The organism is Limnobacter alexandrii, from assembly GCF_005871185.1.
Taxonomy (GTDB): domain Bacteria; phylum Pseudomonadota; class Gammaproteobacteria; order Burkholderiales; family Burkholderiaceae_B; genus Limnobacter; species Limnobacter alexandrii.
This window is the reverse complement of record NZ_SWKN01000006.1, coordinates 1,110,225-1,126,738: the sequence shown is the minus strand read 5'-3', so window position 1 is coordinate 1,126,738 and position 16,514 is coordinate 1,110,225. Positions and strand designations below refer to the sequence as shown.

Sequence of the window (16,514 nt, the reverse complement as noted above, 5' to 3'; positions counted from 1 at the left end):
CTCTGAAATCATGAAAAAACCCGCAGGCCGCAATAGTAGCGCAGGCCGAGGTGGCGACTCGGGCCGTTCCGGCCCACCGGCACGCCCAAGCAACCGCAATAAAACAGTAGCCCCGGCAAAGCCCGCAGCACCGGGCCGTGGCCGCCCTGGTAGCGCAGCTGGCAAGGCAACAACGCCTGCCGCCGCAAAACCCGATCGCAATCGCGCCGCGATGCGAAGCGCACCTGCTGCCCCCTCCGCAGGTACAGCCCGCCCACGCCGAAGCAAAGTCACTGGCACAAACACGCTGGACATGCTCGACCCGTTTGAGCCACAACGCCTGAGCAAAATCATGGCGGCCAAAGGGCTGTGTTCACGCCGCGAGGCCGACTACCTGATTGAAAACGGCTGGGTGCGCGTCAATGGCAAAGTGGTCGACGAACTGGGCGCCAAAGTACTTCCAACCGTGACCATCGACCTGGACGCCCGCGCAAAAAATGTGCTGGGCAAGCAAGTCACCATTCTTTACCACAAGCCAATCGGCGTAGTGTCAGGACAACCTGAAGGCCGGTACAAGGCCGCCATGGAATGCCTGAGCCTTGAAAACCAGGCCGACCGCAAAACCTCTACGCCCTTTCAGCCCGCCATGCTGAAAGGTTTGGCTCCTGCCGGCCGCCTCGACATCGACTCCACCGGCCTGCTGGTACTGACCCAGGATGGTCGTATCGCCAAACAATTGATCGATGCCAACAGCACCGTGGAAAAAGAGTACCTGGTGCGTGTAGAAGGCGAGCTGACGGACCGCGGGCTTGAAATGCTGCGTTATGGCCTGAGCCTGGACGGCGAAGCGCTGAAACCGGCCCGTGTAAGCTGGCAAAACGAAGACCAACTGCGCTTTATTCTGAACGAAGGCAAGAAGCGACAAATTCGCCGCATGTGCGAAATTGTTGGCTTGAAAGTGGTGGGTTTGAAGCGTGTCCGAATTGGGCGCGTGATGCTCGGCGACCTGCCCGTAGGTCAGTGGCGTTTGCTGACTCCGGAAGAACGATTCTGAAGGGGAGAAAATCCACTCTATTCAGGTGATTGATTAAAAACAATCTCCGGTATTCTCGAATTTAACATTTGGACAAAGTTACATTCGAGAATTCACCATGCAAGCCCAGCACTCGGCCCTGAATACACAAGCCTCCCAAGCCCGGGCACAACAAACCAGCAATGGTTTTTTCACCTTTTTGAGCAAGCTGTCTGGCGCAGCGCCCAACGCGACAGATCTCAACTCGATTCGCATCAATGCTGACTGGCTGTGTGTAGTGGTCAGTTTTGTGTGCCTTGCCTTTGCTGTGCTGGAAGGCATGGCCTACAACAATCTGGCCCAAGCCTTTGGCTGGGGAATCCCCTTGTTTCTGGGTAGCCTGGTGGTCACCCGACTGTACGCAGGGCATGCTTTGACCATGCACATCAACGCCTTGTTGCTGGTTGGCATGGGCGCATTGCATGTGCACCTGGCGCGGGGTTTGCCGGAATATCACTTCAGCTTCTTCATGTTGCTGCCTGTCATGCTGGCCTACCGGGACACACGCCCACTGCTCAGCATGGGCTTGTTCATTGTGATCCATCACATTGTGTTCGACATGCTTCAGCAAGCAGGTTTCGAATGCTACGTGTTTCGGGGACCATTTTCCGGCATGCCTGCAGTGGCTTTGCACGGCTTCTATGTGGCCACGGAAGTGTTGCTGTTGTCAGTGATTGCGCAAGTGTTGCGACAACATGCCCTGGCTGCCGAGGAAAGCGGCAAACTGCTTGCTTACCTGGACAAGGAAAAGGGGATTAACCTGCGCGTTCGGGCACAAACCGATGAGCAAGGCCGAATGTCACCCATGGGGCAGGTGTTCAACGACTACGCCGACAACATGGCATTCGTGGTGGCTGCATTTAAAATGCTTCGGGCAGACATCCGCGAGTTGTCGCAAATTGCCAAAGAACTGGGTGCCGACAACACCCAGCAAATGGAAGACAGCTCACAGGCATCCAAAAAGCTTCGCGATTTTGTTCAAAGCCTGGGCAATCAAACCCGCATGGGTCAAAGCACGGCCGAGTTGTCCAAAAAAGTGACTGAAGACAGCTTTGATCTGCTCAATGAGCTGAATCAATCTTTAGAACAATTGCAACGCATCAGCAAACAGGCCTTTGATTCAAGCCAGCAAATTCACACCTTGCACAAAGAATTTCAAAAAGAACTGTCACCCGCTGCCGCACAGCAGCTGCACACCACACTGGGCACGCTGGACAACCTGAACGAACGCACCAACGGATTCATGGCCAGAATGGACTTGCTGAAAAGCGGCCTTAGCGCCATTGAAAACCAGTTGGTGTCGATTGACCGTGCCACACACCAATGGGTTGAAAACGGCCATGGCAATCAACGCCAGGGCTGGGAAGTGCTGGGCGCCATGGAAGGCATGCAGGCACGCACTGAAAGCGCATTCCGCACCCTGGGCAGCACAGTACAAACCATTTTGCGCTCGGATGAATTGATGCGCGAAATGGAAAAGCGGCTCTCGAGGTTCGACGTATGAGCCTGAGCAATGTTCTTGACGATCCACTGATCAGTGAACTGCTGGACAGTGGCAATGCACGTTATGCGCTGTTGGGGCATGTGGGCGAAGAACTCAGCCTGATTGCTGCGAGCAAACTGTTTCGGCAAGAACTAGGATTCAAATCAGGCAGTGAACTGATTGTGAACCGTTACGGCATGGCAATTTATCGGGCACTGTCCAATGCACTGCGTCGACAACAAGGCTGGACCGGCCATGTGAAAGTAGACCAGCAATGGCTGCGTTTACAAATGCTGGCCCACGGTGAGTTTGGCGTACTCCAGGAACACAATGCCAAGCTGGCCCAATCGCCTTCCCCGTTTTCCGGTACCACTACGCCTGAACAACGCCTTGAGCCCGCCGAAAGCACAGACAAGAAAATTCCCACCAGTGTCTTGCTGAATGTGGACGACAAAGGACGAATCAAAAAACTAAGCCCATCGCTGGAAGAATTTTTAGGCCAAAGCAGCGCACAACTGGAAAACCTGGATGCCGCGAACCTGGTGTTTCGCACCGATGTGGGCCAGTTCAAGCGGCTGCTTGATCAGGTGAAATACCAAACTGGTTCCACCGATGGTTCTTTTCGCCTGCGCAACACCTTCAATGATGTGGTTTACTTCGACTGGACAGCAGCCTGCATTGGCGCTGACATTTTGCTGATTGGGCGTTCCAGCAATATTCATCTTGAAGAAGCCTTGCTGAAAAGCGAAGAGAGAATCAACAACATCCTCGAATCGATGGACGATGCTTTTTTCGCCATCGACATGAACGGCTATGTGAATTACCTGAATGAAAAAGGTGCAGAACTGCTGGGCAAAACCGCAGCGCTGTTGTTGGGTCGCATGGTTTGGGAACGCGCACCCCACTTGAAAAAAACACCCTTGTTCAAGTACGTGAATCAGGCCAAAGGCAGCATGCAGCCAGAGACCTTTCAGTGGCAAGACCCCGCCAATGACATGTGGTACCAGGTGAAGGCTTACCCAAGTGAAGAACTGATTTCGATTTTCTTCACCGACATCAGTTCAATCAAGCGCAACGAAAATAAAATGCGCCATCAAGCCACACACGATCCACTCACGGGGCTGCCGAACCGCCTGGCTTTGTCGCAAACCCTGCAAGAATTGCTGGGCAATGACCAGGTTCAGGATTTCAAACTCGGCCTGCTGTTTATTGATCTGGATGGTTTCAAAGCGGTGAATGACACGCTGGGCCATGACCGTGGCGATGATCTGCTAATTGCCGTATCCAAACGCTTGCGCAGCGTGGTGCGAAACTCAGACATTGTGGCCCGATTGTCGGGCGATGAATTTGTGATTACCCTGCCTTACATTGCCGACCAGGACACTGCATTCAATGTGGGCCGAAAGGTGGTAGATGCAGTCAGCAAAAAACCGTTTGAGCTGGGCGAGAAGAAAATTTATGTGGGTGCCTCTGTGGGGGTCGCGTTATTTCCAACTGACGCCACTGATGTAGAAGGCCTGCTGAAACATGCCGACATTGCCATGTACCAAGCCAAGCAGGCGGGCAAGAACACCGTGCGCGTATTCCACGCCAATATGAGCGCCACCCTGCAAACCAAGGTGGACCTGGAAAACGATTTGCACGATGCAATTTTGCATGACCGAATTGAATTGCACTACCAGCCACGCTTTAGCGCCAATGGCTCTATTTGCTCGGTTGAGGCCCTAGCGCGCATGCGTTCACGCACGGGTGAATTGATTCCACCGGCACAGTTCATTCCGATTGCCGAAGAAACCGGTTTAATCATTCCGATGGGCGAGCAGGTGATGCGCAAGGCCTGCAAATGGCTGAAAGACACCAACAAAAAACTGAAGAATCCGATTAGCGTTTCAGTGAATGTCTCGGGAATTCAACTGCTGGATGGCAAGCTGTGCGGCACAGTTGAAAAGGTACTGAAACTGACAGGCCTGCCACCCAAGCTACTCGAACTTGAGCTGACTGAGACCGTGTTGATGCAGAATCAGGAAACCGTATTGCACGACCTGAACCGCTTGCATGAACTTGGCGTTTCCTTGTCGATCGACGACTTTGGCACTGGTTATTCATCACTGGCCACCCTGCACCGGATGCCGGTTCAATCCATCAAACTGGATCGCTCATTTGTCAGCAACCTGCCCAACAAAACCGACAGCGTTATTTTGTCGCGCACCGTGTTGGCAATGGCCCAGGCCTTGGGCTTGGGCGTGGTGGCCGAGGGGGTTGAAACCGCCGAGCAACGAGACTTTTTGATTGAGTCGGGTGTGCTAGAACTGCAAGGCTTTGGCTTGGCCAGACCAATGACCGCGGATGATTCACGCCAGTTTGTGTGGGCCCAGCAAATTACCAGCGACAAGGCCAAGAAAATTCTGGCATAAGCACTTGACCGTCCGCTCGCCTGCCGGTCAACTGCCCGATCGGCTTGGGTTTCAATCTCTCGGGGCTTCTTAATCGCCCACTCGGCTTGGGTTCCAATCTCTCGCCTGAAAACCTGGTTTTCCCTTTTTGAGATTCACCCTGACTCACCTCGCTCGGCAAAAAGGCGGGCCGAGTCTCGGTGCCGGCCTTCGGCCGACCGTGGCGGGTGAATTCAAACGGGCAGGTTTTCTTGAAGGCGAGGCGATCGAAACACCGCCGCCGATTGGGCGGTGAACCCTGCGGTGACGCAGAGCTGAACTTGCAATGGGTCGCACGATGACCGGTCAGAAAACTTGCCGGCTTGGCGCGCCGAGACAAGCGATCGCGCCCTGGCGCGAAAGCCAAGACCCGACCGTTACTTTTGGAGGGCTTGGCTTAGTGCAGGCTCAAGCTGACAAGTCGATATGCCAAGTTTTCGGGCAGCGGTGACCCTTCAAGTTCAGCTCAAAAATCACCAATGACAGGCGGCACAAGTAACCCACGCCGAGGTGGCAAGAAGCTACACCGTCACGCTCTGCCTTCCGCCTTCGCATCCTCAAGGTCAAACTCAACCCCAAACCCGATAGACCCACGAAACACCTTCACTTTGACCAAAGGCCCCACAGGGCGCAGTTGGTCCCAAATCCAGCGGGCAATGTTTTCCGAGGTCGGCATCTCAATGAATTCATTCAAATACGAATGGTCCAGCTTTTTGTGCACCGCCCCCACCTGTGTGCTCAACAAACTTTCAGGCACCACATAACCATCCGTGGCTGGGCCCTCGAACCACACCTCGGCTGTGTAGCTGTGACCATGCAAACCTGGCCAGTCTGGCAATTGATGTGCAACGTCGAAGGTAAATTGTTTGAAAACTTTCATGGCATTCCGATCACTTTGTGGGTTTGAACGCTCAAACGCCACAGGGGTTTGTTCAGGCAGGTTTGAATGGCCACCTGCATGTTTTTGGTTTTTTTCACAGGGTCTGCGTCGTCCATGGCCTGCACAAAATAATGCGCGAAGTTCAGTCGCCCCAAGGCATCCAGATCTTGACCCAGCTGGGGCACCACCACTTTCAATTCCTGTCCTGAGGTTTGCACCAGTTCACTGCCAAACTTCGGGCTGACACAAATCCAGTCAACACCCGCTGGCACCGGCAAAGTGCCGTTGGTTTCAATCGCGATCTCAAACCCTTGGGCATGCACAGCCTCGATCAATGCCGCATCCAGTTGCAAGGTGGGCTCTCCGCCGGTGAACACCACATACGGCACGCCTGTACCAACACCACCCTGGTAAGTGTCGGCGATTGCCTTGGCCAGTGTTTCAGCATTTTTGAACTTGCCACCGCCCACGCCATCTGTGCCCACGAAGTCCGTGTCGCAGAATTTGCAAACTGCGGTGGCCCTGTCTTCTTCGCGACCCGTCCACAGGTTGCACCCAGCAAAACGACAAAACACAGCCGCGCGCCCCGCTTGGGCACCTTCGCCCTGCAGGGTATAAAACATCTCTTTGACGGTGTAAGTGGCCACGGTAATTTCGCTTGTTTGTTACAGGCGCAATGCTACTTGAATTGGGAAACGCTGCCCAGAAAATGGGCAAAAAAAATGCCCGATATGGTTAATCGGGCAAACCTCAGAAGCAAAAGAGGAGGGATGTGAGCTCTTAGTTTGCAAGCACCCCGATTTCCTTTCAACTAGATTTTTCGAGGCTTTCCTCGAAACTCCAGAGTTACATCCAAGGTTTTCGACTAGAAGAAAAATTCAAAAACCGCTGTAATATAACCAGCGCTTTGCTTTGCGTCAAAGCGGGTGTTTTCTTTTCTCAAATTAGAGTTAAAAACCCAATTGGAAAGATTGTGGTGTTAGCCACAAACATTCAACAGTTAATCCAGCAAATCGGCAGGAATATTGCCACCATTGTCAGCAAGTTTTTGAAGCACGGTTTTGTGCAACCACATATTCATTTGGGCAGAATCACCCATCTTCTCGGCTGGGCAACCCAATTCAGCGGCCAATTCTTTTCTTGCAGCCAGGCTGCTGTCCAAGCCCAACAACTTCATCAAGTCGACAATCGACACTTTCCAGTTCAACTTCTCAGGGTTGGCCTTGGCCATATTTTCCAGCTTGGCCACCACGTCAACTACTGGTACGGCCTGCACTGCGGGTGCTGTGGCGGGTGCAGCAGGCGCTGAGGCGGCAGCCACTGCTGCTTGCGGCGCTGGTGCGGATGACTCAGGTTTGTCGTCGCCAAAACCAAGTTTGGATAAAATTTTGCTGAACAAGCTCATGTTTACTCCCGTGGTGGTTGGAACCAAGAAAGTAACAGCATTTCATGACACCTGTAACGTTAATTCACAATATGAACCGTATTCAGGCTCAATTGCTCGCACCGGATTTGTTGTGCAAACAGGCTTCAAGCAAAGCGCGCATTTTCTCCACACCCTGCTCGTTCATGCGCTCAATGTTGCGCTCCGGGATCAGATCAACTTCCGGGTAGTTGTCGATGGCCTCACTGAGGCTGTCTTCACGCAACAGGTGAAGCATGGGGTAAGGAGAGCGGTTTGTGTAGTTTTCCGCATCATCAGGTTCAGTACCACCAAATTGATAATCGGGATGAAAGCTGGCCACTTGATACACACCTTCCAGGTCCATGTCCGCCAATAACTGGTCAGCCAGTTCCAGAAAATCGTTGTATCGGTAAAAATCTTGCAATACCAGGGGATGAATCAGCAAAGTGGTTTCCACCGATTCATCCACATTCAATCGTGCCAGCTCATGGGCCAGCTCATCGAGCAAAGTTGCTTCATCCACTGCCTTGCTCACCACAAAACGCACGCGCTCTTTCACCAGTTCGCGCTTGGCAAAAGGGCACAAATTAAATGCCACCACCACCTGCTCTACCCAGCGGCGGGTGGCTTCAATCATTTCAATATCAGTTGCGTGGGTCATTTAAAACGGCAACTTCACATCGGGGGCCACTGCCAGAATGGCGGCCTTGAACTCGCCTTGAATGCGGGCCAGTGCCGAATCGCTGTCGGCTTCAAAACGCATCACCACCACCGGTGTGGTGTTGGACGGACGGGCCAAACCAAAACCATCCGCATACTCGGCCCGCACGCCATCAATGGTGTTGACCGATTCCGAACTTGGAAACTTACCCTCGGCCTGCAGGCGTTTCACAATGTCAAAATTCACGCCTTCGGCAGTTTGCAACTGCAATTCAGGGGTACTTGATGAGTTCGGCAACGCATTCAGTTCTGCGCTCGGATCACTGCCGCGCGACAGAATTTCAAGCAGACGAACACCTGCGTACAAACCATCATCAAAACCAAACCAGCGTTCTTTAAAAAACACATGGCCGCTCATCTCGCCTGCCAACGGTGCGCCGGTTTCCTTCAATTTGGCCTTGATCAGAGAATGACCCGTTTTCCACATCAGGGGCTCGCCACCCGCCGCCTTCACCGCTTTGGCCACATGGCGCGTGCATTTCACGTCATAAATCACCATGGCTCCCGGGTTGCGGGCGATTACGTCGCGGGCAAACAAAATCAGTTGACGGTCCGGGTAAATGATTTCACCGTCTTTGGTGACAACGCCAAGGCGGTCTCCATCGCCGTCAAAGGCCAAACCAATTTCAGCATCACCATTTTTTACACAAGCAATCAGGTCTTGCAAGTTCTCGGGGTGGGCAGGGTCTGGGTGGTGGTTGGGGAAATTGCCATCCACTTCACAAAACAGCTCGGTGACTTCGCAGCCCAAAGCTTCATACAAGGTTTTTGCGAAAGCACCGGCCACACCGTTTCCGCAATCAACAGCAATTTTCATGGGCCGCGCCAATTTGATGTGGCCAAGAATATTACCCAGGTAATCGGGCCATACATTCAGTTCGCGGTAGCCGCCACGCTGCACACCGGGTACAACACCACGCACTGGCTTTTCGGTTTGAATCCATTTCAACAAACCTTGAATGGTGTCGCCATACAGGGTTTCTCCCGCCACCATCATTTTCAGGCCGTTGTACTGCGGGGGGTTGTGGCTGCCAGTCACCTGCACACCCGTGCCGTTGCCCAGCAAAAAGGTAGCAAAGTAAACCAGTGGGGTTGCCACCATGCCCACGTCCACCACATTCACGCCTGCATCCCGAAAACCATCGGCCAAGGCGCCGCACAAGCGTGGTCCGCTCAAGCGCCCATCGCGCCCCACCACCGCCTCGTTCTTGCCCCGGCTCAGTGCCAATTGCCCCAAAGCACGGCCTACACAATAAGCAGCGTCTTCGGTCAGGGTGTCGTCAACAATACCGCGGATGTCATAGGCTTTGAAAATAGAGGGGGAGATGCTCATGGGTCAATACCTGAAATAGTCGAAGTAGAAAATAATGCTGCAGAGCCATTGTCGCGCCACTGCCATTTACACCATGCATAATACTACTTTCGTTGTTTTGGTTTGTTTTCAATATGGCCAACTATGTGATTGGCGACGTTCAAGGTTGTCTGGATTCTTTACTCCAGCTTCTGGACAAGGTGCAATTCAACTCCCAGAAGGACGTGCTGTGGTTTGCGGGCGACCTGGTCAACCGCGGCCCCCGTTCCCTGGACACTTTGCGTTTTGTGCACGACCTGGGCGACAAGGCTCATACGGTGCTGGGCAACCACGATTTGCACCTGTTGGCCTTGTGGTGCAACAGTGGTCGTAGCCATGAAAGCGACACGATTGCCGAAGTGGTGAATGCGCCTGATGGCGAAGAACTGGTGGACTGGCTGCGCAGCCAGCCCTTGGCCCTTCGCCTGCCCGCCACCAAAAATAACTTGAACAATTCGCTTCTAACCCACGCCGGTATTTTGTCGCAGTGGAGTTTTGATGACGCATTGGCTTTGTCACACGAAGTTCAACAAGTGCTTTCCGGCCCGAACTGGCAGGCCTTCATGGCTGAACTGTATGGCAATAAGCCCAATCGCTGGGATTCGTCATTGGAAGGATTCGATCGCCTGCGCTTGATCGTGAATGTATTTACCCGCATGCGCATGGTTCGCGACGACGGCAAAATAGACTTCAAATACAAACTTGAACCCGCTGACGCACCGCCCGAGCTGAAGCCCTGGTTTGAACTTGAACGAGAATTTCCAGGAGAAGGTCCGATCATTTTCGGCCACTGGTCCACCTTGGGCCAATTGAAAAACAAGGCGGGTTATTGCCTGGACACAGGGTGCGTGTGGGGCGGACAGCTTACGGCACTTCGCCTGGAAGATGAGGCGATTGTTCAGGTGGAAGCGGTCGAGCCACCCCTGCCTACCATTCCTTAAAACTGGCTTCTACTTTCTAAACCGCACCACTGGTTTGTCGGCACAATTCGCGAATCCGAAGGTGCGCTTCATCACTCAGTTCATGTCGGGTTCGCCCATCGGTGTTGATGGGGGCATGAATGTACAGTTGCACCACAAACCCGGTTTTGCTGTTCAACAACACCTGTATGTTTTCCAACAAGGTTTGTTCGCCGATGAAAGCAGGTTGTGAAGAAAACTTTCCATCGGGTGTGAAGTACTGCAGGCTGACCGGCAACAAAGGCACCTGCGCTTGAATGGCGGGTTGCACAAAGTTGCTGTGGAAATGCAAGGGCGTATCACCCGCACCCGTGGTTCCTTCCGGAAACACAGCCACACACCGGCCGGTGCCCAGCACCTTGACTGCAGCATGAATCACATCGCGCACCGCATGGCGTTTGCCACGCTCAATGAACAAGGTGCCGCTGCGTTTGGCGAGCAAGCCGCCGATGGGCCATTTTGAAATTTCAGACTTGGCGATGAAGGTGACGGGGTGAACGCTGTTGAAAGCAAATATGTCCAGCCAGGACACATGGGTGCTGTACAACAGGCAGGGCTTGTGAACGGCGTAATTCGATTCAGGTGATTCATACACCACCTTCACCTGCACATTCAAAATGCCCAGCAACTGGCGGGCCCAGCGCTTTTCAATGGCCTCTTTCAGCGCTTGGCTTAACACAGGCCAAAATACCAAGGCCACCACAAAACCGTACAGCAGGTGGGCAATCAGGCGAAGCATCATCCAGGTTTTGCGCATCGCGTGTTGCCTCAGACCGCCAGCACTTTCATTTTGCTTTTTTCAAGGCTGCTGTAGCCCACGTTGCCATTCACCATGGTCAGCTGCACTTTGCCCTGCATGGGAAAACCGTTGAATGGCGTGTGCTTGCCCTGACTAATCAAACTGGCCTCACCCACCACCCAATCCACGTCTGGGTTGAACAGGCACAGGTCGGCAGGCATGCCGGTGCGCAAACTACCTGCTTGAACCCGGATGATGTCGGCCGGGTTGCCGCACAACAGTTCAACAATTCGTGCAGGTGGCACGTTCTGCTCCCGCATCCATTTCACAGCCAGGGTCAGCAGCAATTCAAGCCCGGTCGCACCCGCTTCACTCTCCGCAAAGGGCAACAATTTGGCATCGTCGTCCACAGGCGTGTGGTCAGAACAAATTGCATCAATGGTGCCATCAAGCAAACCGGCGCGAATGGCATCGCGGTCGCGCTGCTCGCGCAATGGTGGAATCAGGTGAGCATTGGGGTCGAAAAAACCAATGTCCAGATCGGTGAGGTGAACATGGTGAATGGACACATCGCAGGTGACCGGCAAGCCCTCGGCCTTGGCTTGGCGAACCAGCTCAATGCCTTTGGCCGAACTGATGCGGCAAATGTGCATGCGTGTGCCTGTCGAACGAACCAACTCAAAATAGGCCTGCAAGGCAATGGTTTCAGCCATCACGGGAATACCGCTCAAACCCATGCGGGAAGCATAAGCACCAGCGTGGGCCACGCCACCCTTGCTGAAATTGGGCTCGGTGGGCCGCAGAAACACGGTGAAACCAAAGTTGCGAGCGTACTTCATGGCTTGCAGCAACACGCGCAAATCACGAATGGGCGATTCAGCCTGACTAAACCCCACACAACCCGCCTCGGTCAGCTCGGCCATTTCAGTCAGGGTTTCGCCATTCAAACCCGTGGTCAAGGCACCCAACGGGTACACCTTGGCCAGGTTCAACTGGCGTGCCTTGAATTTCAGCATTTCAACCAGGCCGGGTTCATCCAGCACGGGCTCGGTATCGGGCGGGCAAACGAGTGAAGTAATACCACCAGCCATGGCCGCTTCCATTTCACTTTCCAGCGTGGCGCGGTATTCATAGCCCGGTTCGCGCAGCCTTGCCGACAAATCGACCAAGCCCGGCAACACCCACAGCCCAGTGGCATCAATGGTTTTGCTGGGTGCAAAATCGGCTGGCATTTCGCCTTTGGGCGCCACGGCCACCACCCTGCCTGCAGCCACGGCCACGTCCATCACTGCATCAGCGCCGATGCTTGGGTCAATTACGCGCCCGCCAGAAATCAACACTCGCATTGTCTTTCCTCGTAGTTCAATTTAAGCGCCTTTGCTGGACGAAGCCAGAATACTCATCACCGCCATGCGCACGGCAATCCCGAATGTCACCTGGTTCAAAATCACGCTTTGCGGGCCGTCTGCCACTGCCGAATCAATTTCAACGCCCCGGTTCATGGGGCCAGGGTGCATCACAATGGCATCGGGTTTGGCATGGCGCAGCTTCTCCTCGGTCAGCCCAAAGTGTTTGAAATACTCTTGGGCCGAGGGAATCAAGGCGCCTGTCATGCGCTCCTTCTGCAAGCGCAGCATGATGATCACATCGCAATCTTTGATGCCCTCCACCAGGTCGTGGTACACCCGCACACCCATGTTATCCAGGTGGCTGGGCAACAAGGTGCTGGGCCCCACTGCGCGCACTTCCGGGCAACCCAGCGTGGTCAACGCATGAATGTCGGAACGCGCCACCCGGCTATGCAAAATATCGCCAACAATCGCCACGCGCAGCCTGGTGAAATCTTGCTTGTAGTGGCGAATGGTGTACATGTCGAGCAGCGCTTGTGTTGGGTGGGCATGCCGCCCATCGCCTGCATTGATCACATGAATGGTGCCGCCACTGGTGCGGTTCAAGTGCTGGGCCATGAAGGTGGGGGCACCACTTTCAGAATGACGCATTACAAACATGTCCGCCGACATGGCAGCCAGGTTGTCGATGGTGTCGATCAGGGATTCACCCTTGCTGGTCGACGAGGACCCAATATTCAGGTTCACCACATCGGCCGACAAACGCTTGGCCGCAATCTCGAACGTGGTGCGGGTTCGAGTGGAGTTTTCAAAAAACACATTGAACACCGACTTGCCGCGCAACAAGGGCACTTGTTTCACTTCGCGATCGGTTACCGACAAAAACGATTCAGCCGTGTCCAGAATGCGGTGAATCATCGCCTTGGGCAGCCCTTCAATGCTCAACAGGTGAATCAGCTCACCTGCGGCGTTCAGTTGAGGGTTATTCAATTTGGTTTTACCTCCAGCTCCAGGCGGAAAGCACCTTGATCATCTTGGGTCAATACAAACGCCTCATTGGGCTTAAGCGGCAGGTGCTTGCCCACGTACTGCGCATCAATTGGCAACTCGCGGCCGCCCCTGTCCAGCAACACCGCCAACTCAATTTTTGCGGGGCGGCCAAAGTCGAACAAATGGTTCACAATGGCACGCGTGGTGCGGCCGGTGTACAGCACGTCATCCACCAGCAAAATGGTTCGACCTTGCACCTCAAAGGGAACCTCTGCGGGTTTGGGCGCCTCTTTCAAGCCACGCTCCGAGAAGTCGTCGCGGTAAAAAGCACTGTCGAGGAATCCGCAAGGCAGGGCAAAACCCAAGTCGGCATGCAAACGCTCGGCGATCCAGGCACCTCCGCTGTGCACACCAATCAATCCAAGCTCAGACCGATCGGGAAATGCCTTGTCGATTTGATCACGCAGGCGGGCATACAGGGCTTCGGGGTTGGGCAGGCTCATCGTCCCTCCAGAAAAAATTGTTCCAGAATCAGGCAGGCACTGCCCATGTCGACTCGGCCTTTGTTCTCGCGGGCGGCCTTGCCTCCCATACAGCTTTCCATGATTGCACTGGTGTAACGCTCATCAACCCTGGCGCAGGGCAAGGCAAAGCGCCCTTCAAGCTGGCGGGCGAAACGTTCACAACGCGTGGTCAGTTCGTTGTCGGCACCATCCGCATGCCGGGGCACGCCCACCACCAGCCCCTCTGGCTGCCATTCCTTGATCAGCTTTTCAATTTTGTCAAACCGCTGCTCATCATTTTGCGCATCAACCACAGCCACACCACTGGCTGTTTTGGTCAGGGAATTGCCAAACGCAACACCAATTCGCTTCAAACCGAAATCAAACGCCAGGTACTGAGTGGGGTTGGGCGATTGCAAGGGCTTGGTCATTGATTAAGCATGCCCCGCAGCGCCGCTCATCAAGGCGGGGTCGATGCCCAGCATGGCATAAGCGCTGGCAAAGCGCTCCTCCAGGGGCGTGTCGAACAGTATTTCATGATTGGCGGGCACCGTCAGCCAGGCATTCTGGGCTAGCTCTTCTTCAAGCTGCCCCTCGCCCCAACCTGCATAGCCCAGGGTGATGAGCCACTTGCCCGGTGCTTCACCGCGGGCCACCGCTTCGAGAATATCGCGAGAGGTGGTCAGCGATATCTCATCGTTCACTTTCAGCGATGAATTCCAGTTCAAAGGCTCGGTGTGCAAAACAAACCCGCGCTCGGCCGCTACCGGGCCTCCCATCATGACCGGGAAATGCGCGGGCATGAAGCCTTGAACTTCCACATTGATTTTTTCCAACAAACCTTCAATGGCCAGGTCGGTGGGGCGATTGATGACCAAACCCATGGCACCCTTGCCGGAATGCTCACACAAATAGACCACGGACCCCGCAAAACTCGGGTCGAGCATGTTTGGCATGGCGATCAGCAACTGACCGGACAAGCTAAATTCATCGGGTGTGGAAATTTCGGTCTCGCTCATGCCAAAATTGTAATGCCTTTTAACTGTGCAAAAGCGGGTGGGTGTTCCTCTACCCGCCTTAAAGCGCACAGATCAACCCAAATTTAAGTTGTCCCCATGCCTGCTTCACTTCTGGAAAACCACCCACTGTCCACTCAACCCAAGCCAAGCCAGTACACCAAAGGCTTGATGTGGTTTCGACGCGACCTGCGCACCCACGACAACGCCGCCCTGTTTTATGCACTGAAACACTGCAAACAGGTGCATTGCGTGTTTGTGTTTGACAAAACAATTCTGAATGAACTGAGCAACAAAGCCGACCGCCGGGTGGAGTTTATTTGGGAAAGCTGCATGGCCCTGAAAACAAAGCTGCAAGGTTTTGGCGGCGACTTGCACCTGGTGTACGACCATGCCGAGAAAGCCATTCCAGAGTTGGCAATCAAATTGGGCGTGCAGGCTGTGTTCACCAACAAAGACTATGAACCGGCTGCAATTGACCGCGACATTACCGTGGGCAAGACCCTGCAGGGCAGTGGCGTTGTGCTGTTCCGCTTCAAAGACCAAGCCATATTTGAAGAAGATGAAGTGCTGACCCAAGCCGGCAAATTTTTCAGTGTGTTCACGCCGTTCAAAAATGCCTGCCTGAAAAAGCTGGATGAATTTCACCTGACCCCCTACCCCAGTGAAGCCCGCCTGCAGTCGCTGGCTGCTGGCAAAAACCTGCCAGTCCCCAACCTAGAAGACATGGGCTTTAAACGCACCAATTTGCTGGAGATGATCAAGCCCGGCGAGGAAGGTGCCCTGGATGCCTTTGAGGACTTCCTGAACCGCATGGACAAGTACAAGGTGGCGCGCGACTTTCCGGCAATCAAGGGGGTGAGCTACCTGAGTGTGCACAACCGCTTTGGCACCATTTCCATTCGCAGGCTGGCCAAAGCTGCTTATGACCGTTTCAAGTTCGACGGCAGCGAGGGCGCCATGGGTTGGTTGAACGAACTGATTTGGCGAGACTTTTACTTTCAAATTATTTTCCACCGCCCCGATGCTGCCGAAAAAGCCTTCAAACCCGAGTACGACCAAATTCGCTGGGATGACGATGAAAAAGCACAAAAACTGTTTAAGGCTTGGTGCGAAGGCAAGACCGGTTACCCGCTGGTGGACGCCGCGCAGCGACAGTTGAACCAGACCGGTTTTCAACACAACCGCCTGCGCATGGTCACCGCCAGCTTTTTGACCAAAGACCTTGGCATCGACTGGCGCTGGGGCGAAAAATACTTTGCCGAACATCTGAACGACTTCGATTTGTCGGCCAACAACGGTGGTTGGCAATGGGCCGCCAGCAGCGGCTGCGACGCGCAGCCCTACTTCCGTATTTTCAACCCCTACAGTCAATCTGAAAAATTCGATGCGGACGGCAAGTTCATCCGCAAGTACTGCCCGGAACTGGCCAAGCTTTCCAACAAGCACATTCACAACCCCGCTGAATGCCCACCGTTTGAATTGCAAATGGCGGGTGTGGTTCTGGGTGAAACCTACCCCAGGCCGGTGGTGGAACACGATGTGGCCCGAAAGAAAACGCTTGAACGCTATGCGGTGGTGAAGAAAGCCAAGGAAGACTGATTTTGTCCGAACTTATGATGGTCAGTGCAGGTGC

16 protein-coding genes are annotated in these 16,514 nt (G+C 54.1%); 5 read left to right on the top strand and 11 right to left on the bottom strand.

Annotated elements, in window-relative coordinates; all coding sequences use genetic code 11:
* Positions 1-292 precede the first annotated feature (292 nt).
* From FCS97_RS05610 to FCS97_RS05600, 3 genes are all read left to right on the top strand, one after another.
* Positions 293-1,033, top strand: a complete 741-nt coding sequence (locus FCS97_RS05610; protein WP_040512761.1) for a pseudouridine synthase — start codon at positions 293-295, stop codon at positions 1,031-1,033.
* A 97-nt stretch (positions 1,034-1,130) separates the two neighbouring features.
* A complete protein-coding gene (locus FCS97_RS05605) occupies positions 1,131-2,555 on the top strand; it encodes a methyl-accepting chemotaxis protein (RefSeq protein WP_138517330.1) in 1,425 nt (474 codons plus the stop codon).
* Positions 2,552-4,948 (top strand): putative bifunctional diguanylate cyclase/phosphodiesterase, encoded by a 2,397-nt coding sequence (locus FCS97_RS05600; protein WP_138517328.1) that lies wholly within the window; start codon positions 2,552-2,554, stop codon positions 4,946-4,948. The genes FCS97_RS05605 and FCS97_RS05600 overlap by 4 nt, the downstream gene beginning before the upstream one ends.
* Positions 4,949-5,495: 547 nt before the next feature.
* On the opposite strand, the gene FCS97_RS05595 is transcribed toward FCS97_RS05600, so the two are convergent.
* From FCS97_RS05595 to FCS97_RS05575, 5 genes are all read right to left on the bottom strand, one after another.
* Positions 5,496-5,846 carry a 6-pyruvoyl trahydropterin synthase family protein gene (locus tag FCS97_RS05595; protein ID WP_138517325.1) on the bottom strand — a complete coding sequence of 117 codons (351 nt, stop codon included), beginning with the start codon at positions 5,844-5,846 and terminating at the stop codon, positions 5,496-5,498.
* On the bottom strand, positions 5,843-6,493 hold the full coding sequence (gene queE / locus FCS97_RS05590; RefSeq protein ID WP_281283833.1) for a 7-carboxy-7-deazaguanine synthase: 651 nt from the start codon (positions 6,491-6,493) through the stop codon (positions 5,843-5,845). The genes FCS97_RS05595 and queE overlap by 4 nt, the downstream gene beginning before the upstream one ends.
* A 353-nt stretch (positions 6,494-6,846) precedes the next feature.
* On the bottom strand, positions 6,847-7,251 hold the full coding sequence (locus tag FCS97_RS05585; RefSeq protein ID WP_138517323.1) for a DUF3597 domain-containing protein: 405 nt from the start codon (positions 7,249-7,251) through the stop codon (positions 6,847-6,849).
* Between the two features lie 88 nt (positions 7,252-7,339).
* Complete coding sequence (locus tag FCS97_RS05580) at positions 7,340-7,912, bottom strand: DUF1415 domain-containing protein (RefSeq protein WP_138517321.1); 573 nt, start codon at positions 7,910-7,912, stop codon at positions 7,340-7,342.
* Positions 7,913-9,304 carry a phosphomannomutase/phosphoglucomutase gene (locus FCS97_RS05575; protein ID WP_138517319.1) on the bottom strand — a complete coding sequence of 464 codons (1,392 nt, stop codon included), beginning with the start codon at positions 9,302-9,304 and terminating at the stop codon, positions 7,913-7,915.
* Between the two features lie 113 nt (positions 9,305-9,417).
* Between FCS97_RS05575 and FCS97_RS05570 the strand changes: the two genes are divergently transcribed.
* Positions 9,418-10,263: a symmetrical bis(5'-nucleosyl)-tetraphosphatase gene (locus tag FCS97_RS05570; protein WP_138517317.1), complete on the top strand. Its 846-nt coding sequence runs from the start codon at positions 9,418-9,420 to the stop codon at positions 10,261-10,263.
* A 16-nt stretch (positions 10,264-10,279) separates the two neighbouring features.
* Here FCS97_RS05570 and FCS97_RS05565 read toward each other — a convergent pair whose 3' ends face one another.
* Genes FCS97_RS05565 through FCS97_RS05540 form a run of 6 tightly spaced genes read right to left on the bottom strand, consistent with a single transcriptional unit; the run spans position 10,280 to position 14,881 of the window.
* Positions 10,280-11,038 (bottom strand): lysophospholipid acyltransferase family protein, encoded by a 759-nt coding sequence (locus tag FCS97_RS05565; protein ID WP_138517315.1) that lies wholly within the window; start codon positions 11,036-11,038, stop codon positions 10,280-10,282.
* An 11-nt stretch (positions 11,039-11,049) separates the two neighbouring features.
* Positions 11,050-12,366: a dihydroorotase gene (locus tag FCS97_RS05560; protein ID WP_138517313.1), complete on the bottom strand. Its 1,317-nt coding sequence runs from the start codon at positions 12,364-12,366 to the stop codon at positions 11,050-11,052.
* Between the two features lie 21 nt (positions 12,367-12,387).
* The gene (locus FCS97_RS05555) at positions 12,388-13,359 is read right to left on the bottom strand and encodes an aspartate carbamoyltransferase catalytic subunit (protein ID WP_138517312.1); all 972 of its coding nucleotides are present in this window, start codon (positions 13,357-13,359) and stop codon (positions 12,388-12,390) included.
* A complete protein-coding gene (pyrR, locus tag FCS97_RS05550; protein WP_138517310.1) occupies positions 13,356-13,862 on the bottom strand; it encodes a bifunctional pyr operon transcriptional regulator/uracil phosphoribosyltransferase PyrR in 507 nt (168 codons plus the stop codon). Before pyrR ends, FCS97_RS05555 begins: the two co-directional genes overlap by 4 nt.
* Positions 13,859-14,293 carry a Holliday junction resolvase RuvX gene (gene ruvX / locus FCS97_RS05545; protein WP_138517308.1) on the bottom strand — a complete coding sequence of 145 codons (435 nt, stop codon included), beginning with the start codon at positions 14,291-14,293 and terminating at the stop codon, positions 13,859-13,861. The genes pyrR and ruvX overlap by 4 nt, the downstream gene beginning before the upstream one ends.
* Before the next feature lie 3 nt (positions 14,294-14,296).
* Positions 14,297-14,881: a YqgE/AlgH family protein gene (locus FCS97_RS05540; RefSeq protein ID WP_138517306.1), complete on the bottom strand. Its 585-nt coding sequence runs from the start codon at positions 14,879-14,881 to the stop codon at positions 14,297-14,299.
* Between the two features lie 96 nt (positions 14,882-14,977).
* On the opposite strand from FCS97_RS05540, the gene FCS97_RS05535 reads away from it, so the two are divergent.
* Entirely contained in the window at positions 14,978-16,480 is a 1,503-nt protein-coding gene (locus tag FCS97_RS05535) for a cryptochrome/photolyase family protein (RefSeq protein WP_138517305.1), read from the top strand.
* Positions 16,481-16,514: the final 34 nt, after the last annotated feature.